Annotated in this window: 25 protein-coding genes; 9 read left to right on the top strand and 16 right to left on the bottom strand. The window is 63.5% G+C overall.

Going from position 1 to position 21,136, the window contains the following annotated elements:
- The 4 genes from EOA27_RS01530 to EOA27_RS01515 form a co-directional block, all read right to left on the bottom strand.
- Positions 1-842, bottom strand: an 842-nt coding sequence (locus EOA27_RS01530; protein WP_127255277.1) for a glycosyltransferase, incomplete at its 3' end; no start/stop codon positions are given.
- Positions 827-2,119, bottom strand: coding sequence for a TIGR04295 family B12-binding domain-containing radical SAM protein (locus EOA27_RS01525; protein WP_126079193.1), 1,293 nt, complete (start codon positions 2,117-2,119; stop codon positions 827-829). The genes EOA27_RS01530 and EOA27_RS01525, both read right to left, overlap by 16 nt.
- Positions 2,116-3,189, bottom strand: a complete 1,074-nt coding sequence (locus tag EOA27_RS01520) for an NAD-dependent epimerase/dehydratase family protein (protein WP_126079192.1) — start codon at positions 3,187-3,189, stop codon at positions 2,116-2,118. The genes EOA27_RS01525 and EOA27_RS01520 overlap by 4 nt, the downstream gene beginning before the upstream one ends.
- Positions 3,186-4,292: an SDR family NAD(P)-dependent oxidoreductase gene (locus tag EOA27_RS01515; protein ID WP_126079191.1), complete on the bottom strand. Its 1,107-nt coding sequence runs from the start codon at positions 4,290-4,292 to the stop codon at positions 3,186-3,188. Before EOA27_RS01515 ends, EOA27_RS01520 begins: the two co-directional genes overlap by 4 nt.
- Positions 4,293-4,481: 189 nt before the next feature.
- Here EOA27_RS01515 and EOA27_RS01510 point away from each other — a divergent pair, with 189 nt between their 5' ends.
- The gene (locus EOA27_RS01510; RefSeq protein ID WP_042647258.1) at positions 4,482-4,754 is read left to right on the top strand and encodes a hypothetical protein; all 273 of its coding nucleotides are present in this window, start codon (positions 4,482-4,484) and stop codon (positions 4,752-4,754) included.
- Positions 4,755-4,953: 199 nt separating this feature from the next.
- On the opposite strand, the gene EOA27_RS01505 is transcribed toward EOA27_RS01510, so the two are convergent.
- The 3 genes from EOA27_RS01505 to EOA27_RS01495 all read right to left on the bottom strand — a co-directional run bounded on the left by EOA27_RS01505 (position 4,954) and on the right by EOA27_RS01495 (position 7,287).
- The gene (locus tag EOA27_RS01505) at positions 4,954-5,193 is read right to left on the bottom strand and encodes a hypothetical protein (protein WP_126079190.1); all 240 of its coding nucleotides are present in this window, start codon (positions 5,191-5,193) and stop codon (positions 4,954-4,956) included.
- Positions 5,194-5,234: 41 nt separating this feature from the next.
- Positions 5,235-6,413, bottom strand: a complete 1,179-nt coding sequence (locus EOA27_RS01500; protein WP_126062618.1) for a zinc-dependent alcohol dehydrogenase — start codon at positions 6,411-6,413, stop codon at positions 5,235-5,237.
- An 88-nt stretch (positions 6,414-6,501) separates the two neighbouring features.
- Positions 6,502-7,287 carry an SDR family NAD(P)-dependent oxidoreductase gene (locus tag EOA27_RS01495; RefSeq protein ID WP_126079189.1) on the bottom strand — a complete coding sequence of 262 codons (786 nt, stop codon included), beginning with the start codon at positions 7,285-7,287 and terminating at the stop codon, positions 6,502-6,504.
- A gap of 84 nt (positions 7,288-7,371) precedes the next feature.
- Between EOA27_RS01495 and EOA27_RS01490 the strand changes: the two genes are divergently transcribed.
- Positions 7,372-7,641 (top strand): hypothetical protein, encoded by a 270-nt coding sequence (locus tag EOA27_RS01490; RefSeq protein ID WP_245467250.1) that lies wholly within the window; start codon positions 7,372-7,374, stop codon positions 7,639-7,641.
- 241 nt (positions 7,642-7,882) lie between these two features.
- On the opposite strand, the gene EOA27_RS01485 is transcribed toward EOA27_RS01490, so the two are convergent.
- The gene (locus tag EOA27_RS01485; protein WP_126079188.1) at positions 7,883-8,200 is read right to left on the bottom strand and encodes a hypothetical protein; all 318 of its coding nucleotides are present in this window, start codon (positions 8,198-8,200) and stop codon (positions 7,883-7,885) included.
- Positions 8,201-8,328: 128 nt separating this feature from the next.
- Here EOA27_RS01485 and EOA27_RS01480 point away from each other — a divergent pair, with 128 nt between their 5' ends.
- On the top strand, positions 8,329-8,823 hold the full coding sequence (locus EOA27_RS01480; protein WP_126079187.1) for a hypothetical protein: 495 nt from the start codon (positions 8,329-8,331) through the stop codon (positions 8,821-8,823).
- Between the two features lie 297 nt (positions 8,824-9,120).
- Entirely contained in the window at positions 9,121-9,483 is a 363-nt protein-coding gene (locus EOA27_RS01475) for a response regulator (protein ID WP_126079186.1), read from the top strand.
- 32 nt (positions 9,484-9,515) lie between these two features.
- Here EOA27_RS01475 and EOA27_RS01470 read toward each other — a convergent pair whose 3' ends face one another.
- From EOA27_RS01470 to EOA27_RS01460, 3 genes are read right to left on the bottom strand one after another with little or no spacing between them, the layout of a single operon-like run.
- Positions 9,516-9,905, bottom strand: coding sequence for a response regulator (locus tag EOA27_RS01470; RefSeq protein ID WP_126079185.1), 390 nt, complete (start codon positions 9,903-9,905; stop codon positions 9,516-9,518).
- A gap of 23 nt (positions 9,906-9,928) precedes the next feature.
- Entirely contained in the window at positions 9,929-13,504 is a 3,576-nt protein-coding gene (locus EOA27_RS01465; RefSeq protein ID WP_126079184.1) for a CheR family methyltransferase, read from the bottom strand.
- Positions 13,458-14,513: a chemotaxis protein CheB gene (locus EOA27_RS01460; protein ID WP_245467249.1), complete on the bottom strand. Its 1,056-nt coding sequence runs from the start codon at positions 14,511-14,513 to the stop codon at positions 13,458-13,460. The genes EOA27_RS01465 and EOA27_RS01460 overlap by 47 nt, the downstream gene beginning before the upstream one ends.
- Before the next feature lie 336 nt (positions 14,514-14,849).
- On the opposite strand from EOA27_RS01460, the gene EOA27_RS01455 reads away from it, so the two are divergent.
- The gene (locus EOA27_RS01455; RefSeq protein ID WP_126079182.1) at positions 14,850-15,281 is read left to right on the top strand and encodes a hypothetical protein; all 432 of its coding nucleotides are present in this window, start codon (positions 14,850-14,852) and stop codon (positions 15,279-15,281) included.
- Between the two features lie 37 nt (positions 15,282-15,318).
- Here EOA27_RS01455 and EOA27_RS01450 read toward each other — a convergent pair whose 3' ends face one another.
- Positions 15,319-15,894, bottom strand: a complete 576-nt coding sequence (locus EOA27_RS01450) for a response regulator (protein WP_245467248.1) — start codon at positions 15,892-15,894, stop codon at positions 15,319-15,321.
- Between the two features lie 260 nt (positions 15,895-16,154).
- Between EOA27_RS01450 and EOA27_RS01445 the strand changes: the two genes are divergently transcribed.
- Together EOA27_RS01445 and EOA27_RS01440 are read left to right on the top strand one after the other, a co-directional pair.
- Positions 16,155-16,349, top strand: a complete 195-nt coding sequence (locus tag EOA27_RS01445) for a hypothetical protein (protein ID WP_126079180.1) — start codon at positions 16,155-16,157, stop codon at positions 16,347-16,349.
- Between the two features lie 8 nt (positions 16,350-16,357).
- Entirely contained in the window at positions 16,358-16,960 is a 603-nt protein-coding gene (locus tag EOA27_RS01440; protein ID WP_126079179.1) for a diguanylate cyclase, read from the top strand.
- Between the two features lie 160 nt (positions 16,961-17,120).
- Here EOA27_RS01440 and EOA27_RS01435 read toward each other — a convergent pair whose 3' ends face one another.
- A complete protein-coding gene (locus EOA27_RS01435) occupies positions 17,121-17,324 on the bottom strand; it encodes a DUF2934 domain-containing protein (RefSeq protein WP_126079178.1) in 204 nt (67 codons plus the stop codon).
- A 148-nt stretch (positions 17,325-17,472) separates the two neighbouring features.
- On the opposite strand from EOA27_RS01435, the gene EOA27_RS01430 reads away from it, so the two are divergent.
- Both EOA27_RS01430 and EOA27_RS40435 read left to right on the top strand, forming a co-directional pair.
- A complete protein-coding gene (locus EOA27_RS01430) occupies positions 17,473-17,787 on the top strand; it encodes a hypothetical protein (RefSeq protein ID WP_127255275.1) in 315 nt (104 codons plus the stop codon).
- Positions 17,788-18,128: 341 nt separating this feature from the next.
- The gene (locus tag EOA27_RS40435; RefSeq protein ID WP_189341784.1) at positions 18,129-18,296 is read left to right on the top strand and encodes a hypothetical protein; all 168 of its coding nucleotides are present in this window, start codon (positions 18,129-18,131) and stop codon (positions 18,294-18,296) included.
- Between the two features lie 86 nt (positions 18,297-18,382).
- On the opposite strand, the gene EOA27_RS01425 is transcribed toward EOA27_RS40435, so the two are convergent.
- From EOA27_RS01425 to EOA27_RS01415, 3 genes are all read right to left on the bottom strand, one after another.
- A complete protein-coding gene (locus EOA27_RS01425) occupies positions 18,383-18,691 on the bottom strand; it encodes a hypothetical protein (protein ID WP_126079176.1) in 309 nt (102 codons plus the stop codon).
- A gap of 163 nt (positions 18,692-18,854) precedes the next feature.
- Positions 18,855-19,058: a hypothetical protein gene (locus tag EOA27_RS01420; RefSeq protein WP_126079175.1), complete on the bottom strand. Its 204-nt coding sequence runs from the start codon at positions 19,056-19,058 to the stop codon at positions 18,855-18,857.
- A 53-nt stretch (positions 19,059-19,111) separates the two neighbouring features.
- Positions 19,112-21,103, bottom strand: a complete 1,992-nt coding sequence (locus EOA27_RS01415; protein WP_126079174.1) for a protein-L-isoaspartate(D-aspartate) O-methyltransferase — start codon at positions 21,101-21,103, stop codon at positions 19,112-19,114.
- Between the last annotated feature and the right edge of the window lie 33 nt (positions 21,104-21,136).

The following is a 21,136-nucleotide window of genomic DNA, read 5'->3' as shown; positions in this document are numbered from 1 at the left end:
GCCTCCAGGGCGGCCAGCCCGAAGGGCTCGTAGATGGAAGTTGACACGAAGATGCCGGCCCGCCTCATGCGGCGCCGAACCTCGCGGTGGTCGATTGAACCGAGAGAGACGCAGTGGTCGAAACGGGCGCGCTGTCCGTCGGGGCCGGCGAGCGGACCGGCGGCCTGAACGGGCCAGGCGCAGAGCGCGGCGGCGGCGTCGAGCGATGCCGCGTTCTTGCCCTCGTCCCACCAGCGCGCGGCAGCGAAGACAAAACGCTCGCGCCGTCCCGGCCTCGGGCCGGGCAGGGCGCCATTATGGACGACGCCCAAGCCTGCGATCGCGCCGTAGCAGGCTTGGAGCATCTCGGCATGGCTTCGGCTCGGAGCGATAACGACATCGGCGCGATCGAATCCGGCCCTGTTGCGATCTCGCTGCCAGGACCAGGCGTCCGCCGGCGCCTGCCCACGCACCGCGTGCAGCCAGGTGGCCACGCATGAATGCGAGACCGCGACGATGGGACATGTCAGATCAAGTCCGGCGGCTTGCGCCGGCGCATTGAGATGGACGAGATCGATCGCATAGGTCTTGGCAAGGCTTCGCAATTCGCCCGGCAAGCGGTCGAGATCTTTTTCATCGCGCGTCATCCAGTCCGGCGGGCTTTTCAGCCAAACCAGCGTGGCGAAAGACTGCGCCTCACGCGCCTGCTCCGGGGAAGGCTCCGGCCCCAGCCCGGCAAGCACGATGCTGTCGCCGCCGGCCGCCAGCTCGCGAGCCAGGTCGAGCGAGTAGCGCCACACCCCGCCGACGGCGTCGGTCGTCATCAGGATGCGCCGCGGACGATGGATCAGTGATTGCAGCATGAGGACTCCAACTCGGCCAGCGCATGCGGGCGCTGGTCCTGGATGTCGCTGAACGAGCGGAAGGAGGCGAGGTAGTGCTCATGCGCGCGCTCCCAGGCGAGGTCGTCGGGTTCGCCCCAGAGTTCGCGATAGCTGGGCGAGCTCGGATAGGGGTAGAGCGGCACGGGCTCGTTCGCCCAGACGCCATGATCGATGAGGTGCTTGCGCCAATAATCCACCAGCGCCGGGTCGTCCTCAACCACGCCGATCAGATTGGCCTGGACGAAAGGCACGTTGCGGCGGGCGTCGATAAGAAGCGCTGCGAGGTCCTCAGTGTCGAGGCGGCAGCGCTTGGCCAGCATCGCGCGGCCCTCGACGGTCAGGCTTTCAAGGCCTGCTTCGATCGAGACGCAGCCTGCCGCGCCGAGCAGCTCGAGCAGTTCCGGCTTCCACAGATCGATGCGCGTCTGGACGCCGAATTGAACGTCGCGATCGACCAGCGCTTCCAGCAGCGCCTTCTGCGGCAGGAAGATTTCGTCGATGAAATAGATGTAGCCGACGCCTTGCGCGATCAGCCCGTCGATCTCGGCGACGATGGCATCGTGCTTTCTGCGCCGATAGGCATCGCGAAAATCGATCTTGGCGCAGAAGCTGCAATTGTAGGGACAGCCGCGCGAGGCCTCCACCTCGGCGCCGGCGCCCTTCTGGACGGTATCGAACCTGTGGTGGTGGTGGCCATGCGCCGCGATCCAGTCGGACGGCCAGGTGAGCGCCAGGTGATCGACGAACGGGCTGACATGAACGCCGCCATTGCAGGCGAGACCGTCGCCCTGGAGGCTGGCCGTATGCGCGACCTTGCTCCAGTCGCTTTGCCGCGCGAGTTCAGCCACGACCTCCTCGCATTCGCCGCGCACGACGACATCGACGCCGAGCTTGCGCAAGGTGGGCGCCGGCGTCGCCGAGCCGTGCGGTCCGACCGCCACCGTGCGGCCGCCGCGCCCGGCGAGATGGTTGAGGAATTCTCCGGGAACACGCAGTTCCGGCGGCGCGCAGCGCCAGAACAGATAGGTCGGGGCGGTGGTCACCACCGTCATGTCCGGCGCGAATGACGCCACCTGCTCGGCCAGCGCCGCGTTGTCGAGGGCCTGCAATTGTCCGTCCAGCATCAGGACGTCGTGTCCATCGGCCTCCAACATCGCTTTGGAATAGCCGAGCTCCAGCGGCAGATGCGGCTGGCGGCAGCCGAAATAGATGCTGTGCTCATACGTCCAGAACGGATTGACCAGGGCTACCTTCATGCGACGTACCTCGTGGCTTCGGGGCGCGATTGGAGCCGATGCCGCAGCAGCCAGTTGGCGAGATCGCAGACGCCTTCGCGCCATAGGACATGCGCTTGCCAGCCGATCGTGGCTTGCAGCTTGCGCGTATCGGCGACGAAGTAGGGCTGATCGCCGGTGCGCTCGTGGTCGTGGCGGATCGCGATGTCGCTGCCGGTCATGTCGGCGATCTCCGCCAGCAGCAGGCGCAGGCTGACCGCGTTGCGCGGGCCGCCGCCCAGATTGAACGCCTGGCCTTTCAGGTCCTCGATCCTGGCGAGCACGCCGCGATAGGCGGCCACGGCATCGGACACATGCAGGATGTCGCGCACCTGCCGGCCGTCGCCGTAAACGGTGATCGGCCGGCCCGACAGCGCGCTGAGAAGAAAATGCGCGACCCAGCCCTGGTCCTCGGTGCCGAACTGGCGCGGCCCGTAGATGCAGCTCATACGCAGCACCGCCGTCGGCAAGCCATAGGACTTGGAATAGTCGAGCACATACTGATCCGCCGCGCCCTTCGAGCAGCCATAGGGCGTGCAGAAATCAAGGCCGACCTTCTCAGCGACGCCGCTCGTACGCACCTCCTCGTCGAGCGGTTCATAGTGATCGTCGGCTTGCCGAACCGCGATCTGGGGCAGGCTGCCATAGACTTTGTTGGTGCTGGCGAAGACCACGGGAGCTCCGGTGCCGCGGGCCGCTTCCAGCACGTTGAACGTCCCCTTGAGGTTTATGTCGAAGTCTTCAGCAGGATCGCTCAGGCTGGTCGTCACGGCTGTTTGAGCGGCCAGATGGAAAATCGCTTTGGCCGGCGCCAGTGCGGTGGCCAACGCGCTCAGATCGCGAATGTCGACGATTTCGACGATCAGCCGCTCGCCATGCTTTTGCGCCAGCCAATCGAGATTCTGCTCGACGCCTGGACGGCTGAGATTGTCGACGACCAGCACTGTCTCTCCATCGGAAAGCAGGCTGTCGGCCAGGTTGGAGCCGATGAAGCCGCTGCCCCCGATAACGGCCACGGGCGCCTGTCGGGCGGGGCGGTGCGTCTGGGTCATGAGACCAATCCTCGCTCTTCCAGCTCGCGCCGCATGTCGGCGCCCCGGTCGATGACGACGCTGTTGCGAACCCAGGCGGCGAATTCGCCGAGCGAATTTTCCAGTCGATGCTTCGGCTCGAAGCCGAGCAGCTCGCGCGCCTTGGCAATGTCGGCGAAGCAGTTGCGGATATCGCCGGAGCGCGCCTTGCCCAGGATTTCAGGCGGGCGCTTGGGAATACCCATCGCCCTGGCAAGCAGGCGAGCCACTTCGCTGATCGAATAGGCGTGGCCGCTGCCGATATTGATGGCATGGCCGGCGGCCTGGCGCTGTTCCAGAGCAAGCCGGAAAGCGGTGGCGACGTCGCGCACATGCACGAAGTCACGCTTCTGCTCGCCGTCCTCGAAGATCGTCGGCCGCTTGCCGCTGGCGAGACGCGAGGCGAAGTTGGCGAGAACGCCGGTATAGGGATTGGAAAGCGCCTGTCCGGCGCCGAAGACGTTGAAGAGGCGCAGCGCCACCGCATCGATGTCATAGGCCTGGCCGAAGATCAGCACCGCGCGCTCCTGCGCGTATTTGGTCAGCGCGTAGATCGAGGCGAGATCCGGCCGCTTCTCCTCGTCCGTGGGAATCGGCGACAGGGCCTCGCCCGATGCCGATCTGAGATCCCACAGGCCGTCCTTGATGTCAGCGTGCTTGCGTCGGGCATTATCCATCCGCTCGCCGTCCGCAGTCCGGTAGAGGCCTTCGCCATAGATGCTCATGGAGGATGCCACGACGATCCGTTCGACCGGATGCTTGATGAGTGCCTCGAGCAGCACCGCCGTGCCGAGGTCGTTGGTGCCGACATAGCGGGCGATCTCGTACATGGACTGGCCGACGCCGACCTCGGCCGCCAGGTGGATGACCGCGTCGATATCCGAAACCGCCTCGGCGACCGCATCGCGATCGCGCACGTCGCCCTTGATCAGCTCGGCTCCGGTCGGAAGGTTGATGGCTTCGGCGCCGTGTACCTGGTCGACAAGTGCATCGAGCAGGCGCACGCGATAACCATGGTCGGCGAGTTCCTGGGCGACGTGGCGGCCGATGAAGCCGCAACCTCCCGTAACCAATACTCGTTTCACGATGACTCCCTTGCGGATTTTGCTTCGGCGCCCCGAACTGCGCGGTAAAAGGTTTGTTCCCTGCATCAACAAAGTTCCCGCCGCGGGAGGTCACGCAGCTCGGACAAGGGCTGTGCAACCCGGTGGAACATTGCCCTTTGGCTGCTGTTAGGGCCGCTCACCAATCCCCGCTGCGAGAAAGGGAAATCCATGTCCGAGGCCAAGACGACCACCAATCACGACGAGATCCGGAAATGGGTGGAAGAACGCGATGGTCAGCCGGCCGTCGTTCGCACGAAAGGCAAGGGCGGCATTCTGCGCATCGATTTCGGCGAGCCCGAAGACACGCTGGAACCGATCGAGTGGGACGAATTCTTCCGCATTTTCGACGAGAACGACCTAGCCTTCCTGCATCAGGATGAAGCCGGCGGCGGAGGAACGAGCCGCTTCAACAAATTCGTCGAGCGCAGCCAGAAGGACTAGAGCAATTCCAGGAAAAGTGTCAGCGGTTTTCCGTTCGGAATTGCGTCAAAACAAAGAGATAGAGCGGCTCGCCGTTTCCGTGAAACGGCGAAACGCTCTAGTGGGTCGAGAAGCTGGCGTCGTGGCGCCGTTGGAGGGAGAGGAGGCCCTGCAACGGCGCCGCGGCAGGCGGTCAGGCTGCCGCATTTGTTCGTGCCGCTCAATCGAGCGGCTTGTCCGTCGGCCTGGGTGTCTGCCCGGTCTGGCGCCGTCGACCGGCGTTGCGGTTTGCAACAGGATTGTCGAGCGGCGAGGTCGAGGGCTCCCGTGCGCCTGAGGTCTTTGGGGCAGTCGGTCTCGCGCCCGCATCGCGGTCCTGCGCATCGCGATGCGGATGCGGAAGCCCCCCGGGATCGGGCGATTTCACCGCAGGCTTGGACGTGTCTTTCGGTTCAGCCATTTTCGAACCTTTCCTCGTTCAGCCGTTCGCTATCCGCGCGATCAGCCGTGCGGGCGCATCACCACCTTGATGCAGCCGTCCTGCTTGTCGCGGAATGTCTTGTAGAGATCCGGTCCTTCCTCCAGGCCCGCGCGGTGGGTGATGACGAAGGACGGGTCGATCTCGCCGCTTAGCACCTTCTGCAGCAGCGGCTCGAGATAGCGGTGAGTATGGGTCTGGCCCATGCGGAAAGTCAGCCCCTTGTTCATCGCCGCGCCGAACGGAATGTGATCCACCAGGCCGATATAGACGCCGGGCACCGAGATCGTGCCGCCCTTGCGGCAGCAATAGATCGCCTCGCGCAGCACATGCGGCCGGTCGGTGCCGAGATAGACGGTGGCCTTGGCCTTATCGAGCATGGAATCGGACGTTGCGGTGGCATCGGCCTCGGTGCCGACGCAGTCTATGCAACTGTCAGGGCCGCGACCGTCGGTCATGGCCATCAGGGCATCGTAAATATCGGAATTGCTGAAATCGAGCGTCTCGGCCTTGCCGTAATCACGCGCCATGGCGAGCCGTTCCGGCACTTTGTCGATGGCAATGACACGGCCCGCGCCGAGCATCCAGGCGCTCTGGATGGCGAACTGCCCGACCGGCCCGCAGCCCCAGATGGCGACAGTGTCGCCTTCCTGGATCCCGGCGTTCTCGGCCGCCATGTAGCCGGTGGGAAAGATATCGGACAGGAACAGCACCTGCTCGTCATCCATGCCGTCAGGCACCTTGATCGGGCCGACATCGGCAAAGGGCACGCGCAGATACTCGGCCTGTCCTCCCCAATAGCCGCCGACCAGATGCGAATAGCCGAACAGGCCCGCTGGCGACTGGCCCATCACCTTGGCGGCCTGCTCGGCGTTGGGGTTCGAGCGGTCGCAGAGCGAGAACAGGCCGTTCTGGCAGAACCAGCACTCGCCGCAGGAGATGTTGAAGGGAACGACGACGCGATCGCCCTTCTTGAACTTCGTGTGAGCGCGGCCGACTTCCACCACTTCCCCCATGGTCTCGTGGCCCAGCACGTCGCCCGATTTCATCGTCGGCATGTAGCCGTCCATCAGATGCAGGTCCGAGCCGCATATGGCGCAGCACGTGACCTTGATGATGATGTCGCGATCGTTCTCGATCGCCGGGTCGGCGACCTGGTCGCAACGAATGTCGCCTTTGCCATGCCAGGTCAGGGCTTTCATCGGTTGTTCCTTTGGGTTGTCGATGCTTAGCGGGCTACGAACCGAACTGGCGCTGGGCGGGAATGTTCCCGGATCAGAGCCCGCGTTTTCAGCCATTCTTCGCCGAACCCGGTTCGGCCATGTTGCGGTGCTGTTCGGCCAGCATGCCGGCCGGTGTGACATGGGCGGCGGCGGCCTGCATCTTGTTCTTCCAGCCGCTGACCACTTGCTCCTCGCCGGCCATCAAGGCGTCGTAGCCGTCCCTGGCCACATCGGCGGGATTGTCCTTCTCTTGCACCCCGATCTCGGTATCCATCATGTCGGCGCGCTCGAAGAAGCGCGTCTGCGTGGCGCCCGGCATCAGCACGGTGACGCTCACGCCGCTGTCCTTCAGCTCGTGACGCAGCGCGATGGCGAAGGAATCGATGAAGGCCTTGGTGCCGTTGTAGACCGCCTGGAACGTGCCTGGCGTGAAGCCGGCGATCGAGCCTGTGAACAGGATCCGGCCGCGACCGCGTCCGACCATCTTGCGGCCGAGCCGATGGGCCAAATAGACCGTGCCGGTGATGTTGGTGTCGATGACGCGGCGTGCCTCGTTCCAATCCTGGTCGATAAAGCCCCGGCCCAGGCCGCGCCCCGCGTTGAGGAACAGGAGATCGATGTCGCGGTCGCCGATCTCGGCGATCAATTTGTCGGCGCCATTCTCGCGTGCAAGGTCGGCCTCCACCGCATCGACCGAGACGCCGTGCGATCGGAGCGCCTCCGCGGCCTGCTCGATGGCCGGCTCATCGGCGACGATGACCAGATCGTAGCCGTCCTTGGCGCAGAGTTTCGCGAGCTCCCTGCCGATGCCGCTCGAGGCACCGGTGACCACCGCCAGTTTCCCGTTTCCCATTCGATCCTCCTGAGTGGTTCGGCCGAACATCCGGTTGGACCGAATGTTCCTTGGGATCGGAGGATTCCGCACGATGAAACTGCAATGCCTTCGGCCGAGGGAACCGCGTGGGCGCTCTGGCTGTTGGATCGGCAAGGAGCAATCGCCATGGGACTCTTTTCCGACCTGAACAAGAAGCTGACCGAAAACCTCTATGCCCATGGCAGCTATCTGAGCGATCCGAGCGCCGACCTGCCGCGGCGGGTGGAGGAGACGGTCGATCTGCTGATGGCCTTCGTGAAACCCGAGGCGCGGGAAACAGTGAAGCTGCAGATCCTCGGTATCATCCACGAGCATATCTTTGACGAGGAGTGACTCCGGCGATCGCTCGATCCACCGGAGACATAACCGTCAGGATGCGGTCATTCCGAACGGCGGGATCCGCGCTGCTTCTCGGCGTCGCGCAGCAGCCGCACAATGGCATCCACTGGAGAGGGGGCGGTCGCAGGCTGTGCTTTCCAGCGCCAAAGATGGCGAAACAGACTTCTCAAGCTGGGCATCGCAATAACCTCCTGCGTTATCAAACCTGGGACGGCGAATGATGTTCCTTCCATGGCTAGTGCAGGGCCGCGGCGAGCAGAAAGGCGACCGCGGCCAGGACAACCAGCGCCACGATGACCAGGACCGGCCCGTTCCTGCTCGGCTCGAGGTGTGGCGCGTTCTCCGGCGGTCGCATCGCGTTGGCAAAGCTCGACTGGTTGGTGAAGTTCGGTTTGCGCGGCTCGGCCGGCGCGGCGGACGTCGAGACAGCACCGGCTTCGGCGTCTGCTTCCTGCGGTGCCGCCGCCGGGTCGAATCCGGGTGTCTTGTCCTGCGTCCTGCCGGCCTGGATTTCGCCGCGGGCCTCGGCCGGTGTGCGTGGGTTGGGTGACATTCGGCGCCTCCTTTGTTCCCAAACCTTCATCCGGCCCCGCTGTTCCAACCGCGCCTTCTTGAAACTCGGAGGGAACTTTCCGGAGCAGGGCAGCTTTGTATTCTCAACACCAAGAGAAAGAGGCAGGAATGCAAGTTCTCGACACAGCGATACATGCCAGTCCCGGAACTGTGACGGTCGAATTTGTCGGCGAGGGCGGCGAAAACATCGCTGTCACGATGGTCGTGTCCAATCCGTTGCTTGACCACGGCGCCCTTGTTGATCGCGCCAAAGAGTTGATGGTTCAGTGCGCGGCTTTCGGCGGCCTGCCTGCACAAGACCGCTCGCAGGGGAACGCAGATGGCGGCCGGCCCGGCATCCAGCGGCAAAGCGATACAGGTGAGGGTCCCTACACATTCGAATATCGCGAGGGTGGCAATGTGAGGCGGCTCGAAGGCGTGGACTTGCCCAACCTGGAAGCCGTTCATGACGAAGCGTTGCGGTCGGCGATCGATCTGCTCGACGATGCGGCCGAACCCTTTCAGGACGGCTGGGCGGTTCGGGTTCGTGGCGGCGACGGCGCTGTCGTCGTGTCCGTCGATTTCGAAGAAGCAAGGCAGGAAAGGGCAACCGCCGCCATGTGAGGGAGGCGGCATCTGTGAAAGGTAATATGATGCGTTCCCTCATGTCACTGCATGCGCTTGCGAGTTCACGAGGCGACGGGCTGAGACCTGAGTTCCTTCGCCTGCTTGATGCCCGCGCGGCCTTGTCCCACCCCGACGTGATTGAACTTCAGCAGGAGACGGGGTTGAACCAGGCCGGTCCAAATCCTGTTGGGGAGCTCGAAACCGCTCCGAAGCAAAGCGTGGTGCGTTTCCCTGGCCGGCGGAGTACGATCAGTCGTGCGTCCGGCAGAAATGCGCCTGTCATAGGAGGTCGCCATGGCAACGCCCTTGGCACTGATCATTGAAGACGAATATCTGATTGCGTCGGACGTGGCGAATGGCCTGAAGGAGCGAGGTTTCGAGGCGGCCTGCGTGGCGTCCGAGCGGGCAGCCGCGACTTGGCTGGACGATCACAGGCCGGACCTTGCCATTATCGATATCCAACTGCTCGATGGCCAGCGCGGTGTCACCGCCGCCCGCCTCAAGGAAGCGGGCGTGCCTTTCGTCGTCCATTCGGGCTACGATCCGGAGTTCCAGTCGCCGATCTTCCACGGCGCGCCTTATGTGCCCAAGCCGGCGCCGATCCGGCATCTGGTCGAACTGGCGAGCCAATTGGTAGGGGATCGCACCGAGCAATAGATCAGGCCAATTCAACGAGCCCAAGCTGGACTTCAGCCCGACGCGGCATCACCTTTGCGGAACCGCGACACCGCCTCGATCAGCATCTTGTAGTCGACGGGCTTGGCTAGCTTCTGCGCGTCCCTGAATTGATCGGGGAAGACGGTGACGCTGTCATATCCGGTGAGAAAAATGAAAGGCACGCCGCCACGCGCCAGATGCTCGGCCAAAGGAAAGCTTCGCTCGCCGCGAAGATTCACGTCCAGCACGGCACCATCCAGGGCGATACTGTCCGCTTGATCCAGCGCTTGTTGAACCGTGGGCACCGGTCCGACCACGGTGCATCCGGCACCGCTCAACTGGTCGGCCAAGTCCTGCGCAAGCATGAACACGTCCTCAACCACCAGGACTTTAAGGTCGGACAAGAGTGTATTCGTGTTCATTCCCGGTACCCAGCGCGAGGATGTCAGCGGTCCGTGGCGGGTGCCAACGGTATCTGGATGTCGCACTCAAGCCCGGAGGGCTCGAACCGCAGGTCGACCTTCCCCCCAAGCTCATACTCTAAACTTTGCTTTATAAAGCTTGTTCCGAAATTCAGTCGCGTCGGCTCGTCTACGGCAGGCCCGCCGATTTCCTTCCATCGGATTGACAGCACACCCGATTTGTCGGTTCTCCAGGCCACTTCGACGCGGCCGTCCTCGGTCGAGAGCGCCCCATATTTCGCCGCATTGCTAGCAAGCTCGAAGAACACCATGCCAAGTGTCGCGGCCACGCTTGCGCCGAGCTGCAGTGATTTTCCGTCAATGACGATGTTCTGGCGAAGCTTGCTGCTGTAGGGCGTTAGAACTGCCCGCAGCAGCTGCTCGAGATCGGCATCGCGCCAGTTGTAGGAAGACAGCACTTCGTGCGTTCGGCCCATTGCCTGCAGCCGCTGCTGGAACGAGGAAAAGAAATCACCGATTGAACTCGATGTGCCAACCATGCGTGAAGCCAGCGCGGTGACTGTGGCCAGGATGTTCTTCACGCGATGTTGCAGTTCGTGCAGCAATCTCTCCTGGCTGCGCTCTGCCTCCTTGTGGCTCGATATGTCGACAAGGGTCGCGATGGCGCCGCGCACCTTGCCGTTTTCGTCGAAAAGCGGGTTGGCCGACATCATCACGTCGATGCCCGAACCATTCTCGTGCAGGATTTGCGCTTCGTAGCCGGGGATAGGTTTTCCGGTGCGAATCGCCTTTCGCAGAGGCTGCTCTTCAGCATCCACCTTAACGCCGTTGAGCGTCAGCGGCAGGACGGCGGGAACTGAAATGAGCTTGTCGCCGGTGGAGCGCTGCCCCATGAATTCCACCGCGCGGCGGTTGGCGCGGATCTCCGCGCCGTCGCCGTCTTCGGCGATGAAGATGCCGACCGGCACCAGGTCGAGCAGGGTCTCGAGGCTTTCGACGCGGTTGCGCAGGTCGTGCGAGAGCACGCCGATCTTTTCCTCCGCCCGCGCGATCTGCGTGACATCGACAAAGGTGACGACGACGCCGGCAATCACGTTGTCGACGGTGCGATAGGGCAGGACGCGCATGATGTAGCGCCGGCCGCTGTCGGTACCTTCGACCTGCCGCTCGATCGTGCCAAGCCTCAGCAGCACCTGCTCCATGTCGGCCTGCAGCCCGTCAGCGGGGAAGCGCGGCCGCACATGCGCCAGCGGCCGACCGACATCGCTCTCGACCAGGCGGAAAAGGTCGCGGGCGGTCGGAGTGAAGCTCTTGATGCAGAGGTCGCGGTCGAGAAACACGGTGGCGATCTGCGTGCTTTCGAGCAGGTTGGCCATGTCGTTGTTGGCGCGGCTGAGCTCGTCGACGCGAATGTTGAGCTCGGCATTGACCGTCTGCAGTTCCTCATTGATCGACTGCAGCTCCTCCTTCGAGGTTTCCAGTTCCTCGTTGGACGACTGCAGCTCCTCGTTGATCGACGACAATTCCTCGTTGGAGGATTTCAGCTCCTCATTGGAGGATTCGAGCTCCTCCGTGGTAATCTGCAGCCGCTCCTTGGTTTCCCTCAGCTCCCTTTCGAGCTGGCTGACATTGGCGCTTTCGACATCGTCGGTCGTGTGGACGGGCTCGTCCTCCGACTCCGCCTTGATGCCGCCGATGTCGCGGAAGACCAGCATGTAGAGCGGGTCCGCCGAGCCGTCGGAGGGCAACGGTTGCACGGCCAGGCTGATCGTCTGCCGGCCGCCATTGGTGCCGACGGTGATCTTGTTCTGGATCGCCACCTGTCCTGTGCTGGCCGCCTTGTGGAGCGCCGCGCGCAGGTCCATGCGAAGGCCCCGCCTTGCCATGGAAAAGACGTTGTGGTCGGGGGCGCCCGCGGCGAGCTCGAGATATTTGCCGGTACCGCCCGAACTATGCATCAATTCGCCACCAGCGTTGACCACCACATAGGCCGGCGCAAATCGCTCGACGAGAAGACGCTCCGCCACTTCCTGCAAGGTTCCGTTCGTCGCCCGCTGCCGTGTATTCGGCACGGTGTGCCTGGCGGCGGCGGCGAGCGGGAATTCGGGCAACCGCTGCGGGGTCATCCCGCCACGCTTCTGGAAGATGCGGCTCGCCTTGTCCACGGTGGAGAACAGGCGGGCGTGCCGCGTGACGTTCTCCGAGGATCCGAGAAAGAGATAGCCGTTGTTGCGCAGAGCGTAGTGGAAGATCGGAATGATTTTTTCCTGCAGTTCCGGGCCCATATAGATCAGGAGGTTCCGGCAGGTGATCAGGTCGAGCTTGGAGAAGGGCGGGTCGCGCAACAGGTTGTGCGAGGAAAACAGACAGACCTCGCGCAGATCGGCCGAAACGCGGTAAGTGCCGTCCTCGCGCGAGAAGAACTCCTTGAGCCGCTTCGGCGTTATGTCCGTGGCGATCGTTGCAGGATAGCGCCCGGCGCGGGCCACCTCCAGCGCACGCTCGTCGATATCGGTGGCGAAAATCTGCAGATTGGGCGAGGCGGCGCCCCGCGGAGCGCTCTCCTTTAAGAGCATAGCGATCGAATAGGCCTCTTCGCCCGTCGCACAGCCGGGCACCCATACACGGATCGTCTCGTCGGGCTTTCGGTTCTCGAAGAGCCGGGGAATGACCAGTCTTTCCAGCACATCGAAGGCGTGCTCGTCGCGAAAGAAGCTGGTGACGCCGATCAGCAGGTCCTGGAAGAGCAGATCGACCTGCTGCGGTTCGTCGCGCAGCCGCTCGTAAAAGGCGATCGGGTCGTCGATCTGCAGCACCTGCATCCGGCGCTGGATGCGGCGCAGGATCGTGTTGTCCTTGTAGCCGCTGAAATCATGGCCGGTGCGCACGCGAAGCAGCGCCGCGATGCGCGAAAGCTGCTCGGCGACATCGCGCTTGCGGCGGTCGCGCTCGCCATCGGTGTGGTTGGCGTGGCGGAAATAGCTGGTGAGCTTGCCCGCCATTTCCTCGGCCGGAAGCACCATGTCGACCAGGCCGCTCTGGACGGCGCTGCGCATCATGCCGTCATACTCGGCGCTTTCCTGCGCCAAGGTCAGGCCGCCGCGTTCCTTGACGGCTCTCAGCCCGATGGTGCCGTCACTGCCAGTGCCGGACAGGATCACTCCCGCCGCGTTCTCCGACTGCTCCTGCGCCAGCGAGGTGAAGAAATCGTCGATCGGCGTCCGTCTGGCGCGCGTCGTGGCCATTTTGGCCATATGGAAATGCTGGCCACGCACCGTCACCGATACACCGGGCGGCGTGACGTAGATCTTGTCGGGCTCGATCTCCATGTCTTCGGCCGCCGTCAGCGTCTCGATCGAGGTCGACCGCTGGATGATGCTGGCGAGAACGCTTTCGTGCTCGGCATCGAGATGTTGAATGACCACATAGGCAAAGCCGCTTTCGGCCGGCACTTCGGGAAAGAACCGTTGCAGGGCCGCGATGCCGCCGGCCGACGCGCCGATGCCGATAATCGGGAAAGGTGCCCCCTCCGTTGCGGCCTCGGGCGCGTCGTTAGCCTTCGCTCTTGTCGTGCCTGTCTTCCTCGCCGCCCGCGCCATTGCCGCCTAACCGTGCTCGCCTGCTCTCAAGGATGCGCTCGATGACGGCGGCATCCGCTTCGTATTCCCGCGCCCGCTGGCCGAACTGATTGGCCAGTTCGGAGCGACGCCGTGTCTTTTCCCGCTCGGCCATGCGCCGGGCAAACTCCGCCCGCTGCTGATGCGAGCGAAGCAGGCTCCACAGGATCTCGTCCGCTTCGATAGCCTGAGCCTCTATCACTGCGTCGGCGGTGAAGGCATGCCCGGTATGACACCGATAGCGGAGCATGTCACCGTCTTCGATCTCCCACAACGGCCCGTGGCATTCCGGGCATGTAAACACCGACAATTGCCCAAGTCGATCTTCGTCTTTCATGGTCGAATGCTCCTGCGCGGCGATGGCCGCTTCCAATCTTACCATCGGCGGTGCCGCAAAGGTCTCGCCCGGCGGCTCGGCAGTCAGCTTTGCAAGCAAAGCGCCGAGCTCGGCAGCAGGCAGGCAGTGGTCGACCTCGACATAATGCAGCGCGCTTTCCACCATGGAAGGTACCAGCGTATCTTTAGGATGCTGGACGACCGCCAGCCCGCCGACGGCCTTGACGGCCCTCAACCCGGCGGTGCCGTCGGACATCGCACCCGACAGCAGCACGCCGATGACGCTGGCGCCGTAGCTCAGCGCCGCCGAACGGAACAAAGGATCGATGGCCGGCCGGGCGAGGTTTTCGCGCGGGCCGCGCCGCAGCATCATATGGCCATCGTGAAGGAGAAGATGGAAACCCGGCGGCGCCACATAGATGCAGCCCATCCTGAACGCCGCGCCGTTCCTGGCCGGCTGCGCTTCGAGCCTCCCCGCGCGGTCGAGGATATCGGGCAGGTAGCTGACCTGGCCGATATGCACCACGACGAACACGGCCGCCGCCAGATCGGCGGGCAGATCGGCGACGATCCGCTTCAGAGGCTCGATCCCGCCGGCCGACGCGCCGATAACGATGATGTTGTGGTTGTTCGTTGGGCTTGTGGAACGGGCCATTCCGCGACGAGCCTCCATTGGGCTGTAAGAACCGCTCCGTTGCGGTGATGGCGCCATCGCGGTTCAGCGACCGGTCAGGTGTTTAACAATGCAATCCACGCGATGTTCCATCGCTGCCGGTTCAAGCGCCTGCCCGCTGTCCCAAAAGGTGGCTGGAACATAGGAGATCGCTGGCAGTTCGGGTTCGCTTCGGACGCCATACCAAGGCGTCTGTTGAAGACGGGTGGGCAACACCTGGTCGGCCCGCGCCTGCCCTCGCTGGCGTGGGCTTCAGGCCCCGGCAGAACCTGCCGCGCCGCCGTGCAGATGTCGCCGCCACAACCACAGGAGACAGCAATGAAGCATCAGACCTCATACGAACTTCAATCGGTGGCAATCGTCGATCGGCTCGGCTTGATTCCCCTTGCGACGAGAAGGCAGCGGATCGAGCGGTGGGCGGAATTGCTCGATCGCAATCCTCAGCGTTGCCTCTCGGCGCTGACGGGCACCGAATATGTCGATCCCGGCGTCCGTGAACGGGTGCGGGCGGATGGCTCGCCGCTCGCGGTTGCCTTCGATGATCCGCTGCTGCGCGCGGCCGGGTTGCAATCGGACACCTATGGCGAGGCGAAGCGCTTCTTCGAACTCTCCGATTGGCAATTGCATGATGTCGTCTGCAGCTGCCATACCGGCGCGACGATGCAGGCCAGCTGGGCCGCCGCGCGGGTGCGTCGGATTGTAAAGGGCAATCGGATCCTCGGATGGCTCAGAAGCCGCTTCGTGCAATAAGAGAGTTGCCGGCGAGCGCAGGTCGCCGGCGGCCCGATCAGTGCAAAAGAGAGGCTCCGCGCGACCAGGCTATCCTGCGCATAATGCTGTTCAGCCAGTCGGCGATCGATGAGGCCTCGGGCCTTTTGTCGATATCCTCAAGCGCCTGTTCCAGAGTGTGCTCGACAAGGCGGTCAGAGGCCCCGGCATCGTCCAGCAGCAAACGTGCGGTAAGCCGGAGCTTGGGCAGCAGCGCGACGACGTCCTCCGCCGCAGACACCGGCTGCGCGACGGTCGCTGGCTCTGCGGAGGGCTCCGGCGGGAACAACGCATCGACCAGGCTGATGCGGTTCGAGGACTTGCTCAGGCTGCTGGCGAAACGCAAATGTTCGGGGATGGCGATGTCGTCATATCCGCTGAAGAACACGAAGGGCACGTTGCGCAGCATCAGTTCGTCCGCCACCGGAAAAATCTTGCGGCCGTGCAGGTCGATGTCCAGGATCGCGGCCTCGGCTGCTTTGGCATGTCGTCCGGCCTGTTCCAGCGTCGCCACCGGTCCCAGGATGATCGCGCCCATGTCAGCGAAGAAGGTCGCGAGATCGCTGGCGAGCAGCCACTCGTCCTCCGCAATCAAGAGGTGAAGTCCCCTGAGGTTTCGCACACCCGAACTCCGTCAATGGCATTCCGACGTGGTGAGACCGCAGCCCTGGACCATGCCGCGCCGACATCGGCGCGCATGACAGGAGGCCGCAGGGAAGCCAGATGTTAGAACGCAGCGACGGGTGAACCGTTCCGGCCGTTCGCTGCATGCGCTTCGATCCGATCCGGCAGGCATGGAACCATTGCGCCGGCCCGCGGTTCGGCACGAGGCGGGACTTGGCCGGAACCAGGACCATGACATCGCACGGCGAAGCCTCCAAGGATGATAACGAGCGTGAGAATGCCGAACGGGTCCGCGACCTCGCGGAAAGAGCGGGAATTCCAAGCGGGTTGGCGCTGGCGCTGATCCTGAAATACGGAAACGATCCGCGCGTGCTCGATCGCGAGGCGGCAAAGCTGAAGCGGGACGCAGACAATGGCGATAGATAGGGGCAGCCGTGCTTGACGATCCGATGGTCCTCATCCTGATGTATTTCGTCTTGCCGGTCTGGCTGATCGCGGGGTTTGCCGATTGGCTCTGCCACCGCGCGACCCACATAGAATCCACCACCGGCGCGAAGGAATCGCTCATCCATCTCCTGATGTTCGCCGAGGTCGGGATCCCGCTGCTTGCGGCAATGTTCCTCGAGGTGAACGCCCTGGTGGTCTCCGTGATGATCGTCACCTTCTTTGTCCATGAAGCGACAGCGATGTGGGACGTGCGCTACGCGACCACGGCGCGCACGGTGAGCCCTATCGAGCAGCATGTGCACAGCTTCCTGGAGATGATCCCGCTGATGGGCCTGGTCATCGTGGTGGCGCTGCATTGGGGGCAATTCCTGGCGCTATTTGGCGCCGGAACGGAAGAAGCTCGCTTCGATCTGACCTGGAAACATCAGCAACTGCCGGTGACATATATTGCCGCCGTGATGGTCATTATCGTGCTGTTCGAACTGCTGCCCTATGTGGAGGAGTTCTTCAGAGGACTGCGCGCCAACTCGGGCCGGCTCGTTCCAGCCAAGGCAAAGCGGCACAAGGCCGGCGACACCGCCGCGCGATGAAGCGCCTCATCGTCTCAGCCATTCTGGTCGATAGCATGAGGCGAGGGCTGCTGGGCACCGCCAGCCGGACGCCCGCCATTCTGGCCAGCCCACAGCCAGAGGGCGACCAGAACGATCACCACAAGGCCAACTGCGAATATGATACGGCGCATCCGCGACCTCAGCCGCCTGGCCTGTTGGCGGCCAGGTCCGAGCCGACCCCAACAGCAGGATCGGGCGCCACCGGACCGCGCTCGGCCTCCGAACCTTCTGACTCGATCTCCTGAACGGCTTGATCCCAATGTTCCTGCTGGCGCCCCTCGGGGCGGCCTTCGCGTTCCCATATCTCGTGGGCGCGCTGCCTGATCCGTTCTTCCCTGTTCATGCCGGACTCCTCTCGCGGCTGAGCTCCCCTGCCGGCGCCTAATCCGGTGGGGGGAGGTTTGTTCCACCGAGGACTTTGTTTCGGCTGCCCGGGAGGCGGGAACTCCGTCCTCGCGCCGGTGTTTTCTTCCATCAACCGGAGATCAGTCATGAACAACATCCAGAACCATCGCGAGACGGGCGCCAGGAAATATCCGGCGAATACCGATCCGGATCCGAGCGACGAATTTTCCCAGGACGCCGCCAGCAACGAAAGACCTCACGTCGATCCAGGCCTTAGCCGCAAACAGGGCGAGGTCGAGGACAAGACCCACCAATCGGAAGGCCGCAATCCGCCGCGGCAACCGACGCCGAGCCCGGCGACCGAAAAAAGCTCAGGCGCCGGCCCTGCGGTCGCGGAGCATTCCAAGGACGCGAAAGCGCCCCGGAGCGGCCGTCAGCCCGGCGCCTATATGAAGGAATGATGGCGCCGCAGACGTCGTGGAACATAGCTATGACTTCTAAGTTCGGGGAAAGCCGCCGCCGACGATCCGGCGGCGGATCGTGAGGCTCTGGAACCGTCCGGAGCCGCCGCAACCACGGCGGATCGGCTATGAACACAACAGCGTCAAGCGAACATCTGCAGGCACGGGCAGCGGCGGTTGGGCTACGTCCACTCCGCCGGCGGGCATGGCTTCCTCTGACGGCAAGCGTCCTAGCGAGCCTCCTTTGCGTCCCGGCATCGGGCCACCAGGCGCCGGAGGGCTGGCAGTATGACCCTTCCTGCTGCGCTGGGGTGGATTGCTACCAGGCACCGCCTTCGGATGTGAAAGAGACGAAATACGGCTATCAGCTCTCGACCGGCGAGCTGATTCCCTACAGCGACCACCGCATAAAGCGATCGCGCGACGAAAACTTTCACGAATGCAAGCCGGGTGGCGATATGAAGTCGCAGCACTCCTTCTGCCTCTATGTCCCCGACCGCGGCATGTAGTGGGAAGTGCTCTAGCACGCGATCGCCCAAGAAGATGGGCCCGCTTCTGAGAAAGGCGGGCCCTTCGGCGTGAATGGGCTCCAGGCTTACTTGTTGCAGTTCTGGATATTGGATGTGGTGTTGCCGGTAGCGGTATTGTTGTCCGTGTCGTTGCCGGCCGCGTCCTTGCAGCGGTCGTTTGCGCCGTTGGACTTGGTGCTGTTCGTGCTGTTGGTGGCGTTTGGATCGATCGTGCCGTTGCTACTGCCCGTGCCTGTTGCGGCGCCGGTGCCAGTGGTGCCTGTGGTTGGGCCGGTGCCGTTGGTGCCGTCCCCGGTGCCCGAGCCGCTGGTTTGGGCCATCGCGGAAGTCGCCAGGACAATTGCAAGTACCGATGCGGAAAGAAGTTTGATCATGGTAATAATCTCCTGTTGATCGCCTGATTGCGATTAGAATCAACAAGAAATGCGCCCGGATGTTCCAAAGGTCGCTGATCGGGTGCAGATTTTGTTGATCAATGTTGATGTACGCCGGACAAATTTAACGATTATACTATGTTGATCGGTGTTGTTTCTGGATTTATTTGTTCGTGCGAACCTTCTGGCGCGGGTTGATGCCACCCGCGTCGGTGGTGTCATTCTCGACATCACCTTCGACAGTGTTCTCGCCGTGCTCCAGCTCGTCGCCTTCCTTGATGGTGCCCTTGGAGGTTCCAATGCCGGGATCATTGCCCAGATCGGCATCGCTCGGTTTTTTCGATTTCGGGTGCTGGTTTCCGCTCATGGTCGTTCCTCGTTATGTCTTTCGAACCGGAAGCGGCGCGGAATGTTCCGGCGTCAGACGCCGAACGGATAGGTTTCTGGCATGCCTTCAGCGGCGTGTTCGGGTCCGAGCGGCGTAACCGCGCTGGTCTCGTCGAACCAGACAAAGGCATCGAATTGCCGCGCCAGAGAAGCGTCGGCATAGTGGCTGTGCAGTTCGGTTTCCGGCCGGTAGATCACGCCGATGAACCGTTCCAGGCGGCGTTCGGTCAGCCGGTCGCGCAGCTTCGGGGCGCGTGTCAGGTCAAGCAGGAACCGGTCGATGCCGGCTTCGTGGCAGAGCCGCTCGTAGCTGTCCTCGCGCGATGGCCGCACCGACTTGATTTCCATCTCGCCGTCCCAGTCGTTCGCCGCCGCGACAGTGCCGGTGTGCGTGCCGAAACCGATGAGAGCCGCGGCATCGCCGAAGCGCTGCCGGCAGAGCTGGCCGATATTCACTTCCTCGCGCGAGATTCCCATTTCGGTGTAGCGGGCATCGCCGATGTGGGAATTGTGCGCCCACACGACGGCCTTCGCGTTCGGGCCATGCGCATCCAGCACATGGCCCAGCGTCTCGAACATATGCGTGTCGCGCAGATTCCAGGAGTGCGGTCCGCCATAATACATGACGCGGTAATACTGCTCCGCCGAAGCGACGAGCCGGGCATTCTGCGCGGCGTCGAACAGTTCCTCGCCGCCCCGGCCGGCATGATCGAGTTGCCTCGCCAGCATGTCGCGGCACTGCTCGAGGACCGCTTCCTCGCATTCGCGGTAGCCCTTGGTCAGCGCGGCGCGGCCGTAGGTCGACGGCTCGGTCTGCCACGGCGTAAGGCAGCCATAGCGTTCCCGCGCAACCCTTGCCGCTTCCGGGTCGACGCGGTCGAGATACTCCAGGACGGCGGCGATCGAACCGCGCATGTTGTAGATGTCGAGGCCGTAGAGACCTGCTTGCGGCTGCAGCGCCTTGACCTTGTCATTGTGCTTGCGCAGCCATTCCACGAATGCCGCGACATCGGTGTTGCGCCACATCCAGCTTGGAAAGCGCTGGAACGGCCGATTGGCGCCGGGCGAGGCGCCTCGACCGCGGACATAGCGGTCGATGGCCGCTGCATCGGGCCAGTCGGCCTCGACCGCGACGATTGCGAAGCCGTGCCTCTCGATCAGCCTTTTGGTGATCGCCGCGCGCGCCCGGTAGAATTCGGACGTGCCATGGCTGGATTCGCCGAGCAGGACGATCCGCCGGTCCGCGAAACGGTCGAACGGTTCGGCAAACGCAGGGTCGTCGAAGTCGGAAAGCGGCTCGGCGACCGCGGCGATCATTTCCGGCAGGCTGCGTTTGCGCGCCAGTGGCGTCGTGGGGACAGTCGCCGGGCGGCTTTCCTCCCGCCAGCCCTGTTCGCCGATCAACGGGGCGAAGCGCACGCCGCCGAAATCCTCCTCGCTATAGGTCGATGCGCCCGTGCGGGTCACCTTGAGCAGCCGCTGCTCGTCGGGATCGTCGCCCACCGGAATGACCAGCCTGCCGCCGACGTCGAGCTGCTGCTGCAAGGCCAGCGGTGCGCCCGGTCCGCTCGCCGCCACCACGATGGCGTCGAAGGGTGCTGCTTCGGGCCAGCCTTTGGTGCCGTCGCCGATCCGCACTTCGATGTTGCCGTAGCCTAGTCTTTGAAAGCGTCGCCGTGCGTCCTCGGCCAGTGGCGCGTGGCGTTCGATCGTGTAGACATGGTCGACGACGCGGCTCATGACGGCGGCGGCGTAGCCTGATCCCGTGCCGACCTCGAGCACCTGGTCGCCTGGGCCGATTTCCGCCATCTCCAGCATGAAGGCAACGATGTAAGGCTGCGATATCGTCTGCCCTTCCGCGATCGGCAGCGGTCCGTCCTCATAGGCGAATTCCTCATACCCTGGGCCCACGAAGACTTCGCGCGGAACCTCCCGCATCGCCGCCAGGATTTCCCGATCATGGATGCCGCGCCGGCCAAGATGCACATCGACCATCCGTCGACGCTCACGGGAAAGATCAAGCATCGCAATCGCCTTCTATTCGCCCGCCTCCATCAT

This window comes from Mesorhizobium sp. M2A.F.Ca.ET.037.01.1.1 (assembly GCF_003998075.1).
Lineage (GTDB): Bacteria > Pseudomonadota > Alphaproteobacteria > Rhizobiales > Rhizobiaceae > Mesorhizobium.
This window is presented reverse-complemented; position numbering and strand designations above follow the sequence as displayed.

Coding starts and splice junctions, on each gene's coding strand:
- EOA27_RS01525 (WP_126079193.1), bottom strand. CDS start 2,119: ATGAAGGTAGCCCTGGTCAATCCGTTCTGGACGTATGAGCACAGCATC.
- EOA27_RS01520 (WP_126079192.1), bottom strand. CDS start 3,189: ATGACCCAGACGCACCGCCCCGCCCGACAGGCGCCCGTGGCCGTTATC.
- EOA27_RS01510 (WP_042647258.1), top strand. CDS start 4,482: ATGTCCGAGGCCAAGACGACCACCAATCACGACGAGATCCGGAAATGG.
- EOA27_RS01505 (WP_126079190.1), bottom strand. CDS start 5,193: ATGGCTGAACCGAAAGACACGTCCAAGCCTGCGGTGAAATCGCCCGAT.
- EOA27_RS01500 (WP_126062618.1), bottom strand. CDS start 6,413: ATGAAAGCCCTGACCTGGCATGGCAAAGGCGACATTCGTTGCGACCAG.
- EOA27_RS01495 (WP_126079189.1), bottom strand. CDS start 7,287: ATGGGAAACGGGAAACTGGCGGTGGTCACCGGTGCCTCGAGCGGCATC.
- EOA27_RS01490 (WP_245467250.1), top strand. CDS start 7,372: ATGCCTTCGGCCGAGGGAACCGCGTGGGCGCTCTGGCTGTTGGATCGG.
- EOA27_RS01485 (WP_126079188.1), bottom strand. CDS start 8,200: ATGTCACCCAACCCACGCACACCGGCCGAGGCCCGCGGCGAAATCCAG.
- EOA27_RS01480 (WP_126079187.1), top strand. CDS start 8,329: ATGCAAGTTCTCGACACAGCGATACATGCCAGTCCCGGAACTGTGACG.
- EOA27_RS01475 (WP_126079186.1), top strand. CDS start 9,121: ATGGCAACGCCCTTGGCACTGATCATTGAAGACGAATATCTGATTGCG.
- EOA27_RS01470 (WP_126079185.1), bottom strand. CDS start 9,905: ATGAACACGAATACACTCTTGTCCGACCTTAAAGTCCTGGTGGTTGAG.
- EOA27_RS01465 (WP_126079184.1), bottom strand. CDS start 13,504: ATGGCGCGGGCGGCGAGGAAGACAGGCACGACAAGAGCGAAGGCTAAC.
- EOA27_RS01460 (WP_245467249.1), bottom strand. CDS start 14,513: ATGGCCCGTTCCACAAGCCCAACGAACAACCACAACATCATCGTTATC.
- EOA27_RS01455 (WP_126079182.1), top strand. CDS start 14,850: ATGAAGCATCAGACCTCATACGAACTTCAATCGGTGGCAATCGTCGAT.
- EOA27_RS01445 (WP_126079180.1), top strand. CDS start 16,155: ATGACATCGCACGGCGAAGCCTCCAAGGATGATAACGAGCGTGAGAAT.
- EOA27_RS01435 (WP_126079178.1), bottom strand. CDS start 17,324: ATGAACAGGGAAGAACGGATCAGGCAGCGCGCCCACGAGATATGGGAA.
- EOA27_RS01430 (WP_127255275.1), top strand. CDS start 17,473: ATGAACAACATCCAGAACCATCGCGAGACGGGCGCCAGGAAATATCCG.
- EOA27_RS01425 (WP_126079176.1), bottom strand. CDS start 18,691: ATGATCAAACTTCTTTCCGCATCGGTACTTGCAATTGTCCTGGCGACT.
- EOA27_RS01420 (WP_126079175.1), bottom strand. CDS start 19,058: ATGAGCGGAAACCAGCACCCGAAATCGAAAAAACCGAGCGATGCCGAT.
- EOA27_RS01415 (WP_126079174.1), bottom strand. CDS start 21,103: ATGCTTGATCTTTCCCGTGAGCGTCGACGGATGGTCGATGTGCATCTT.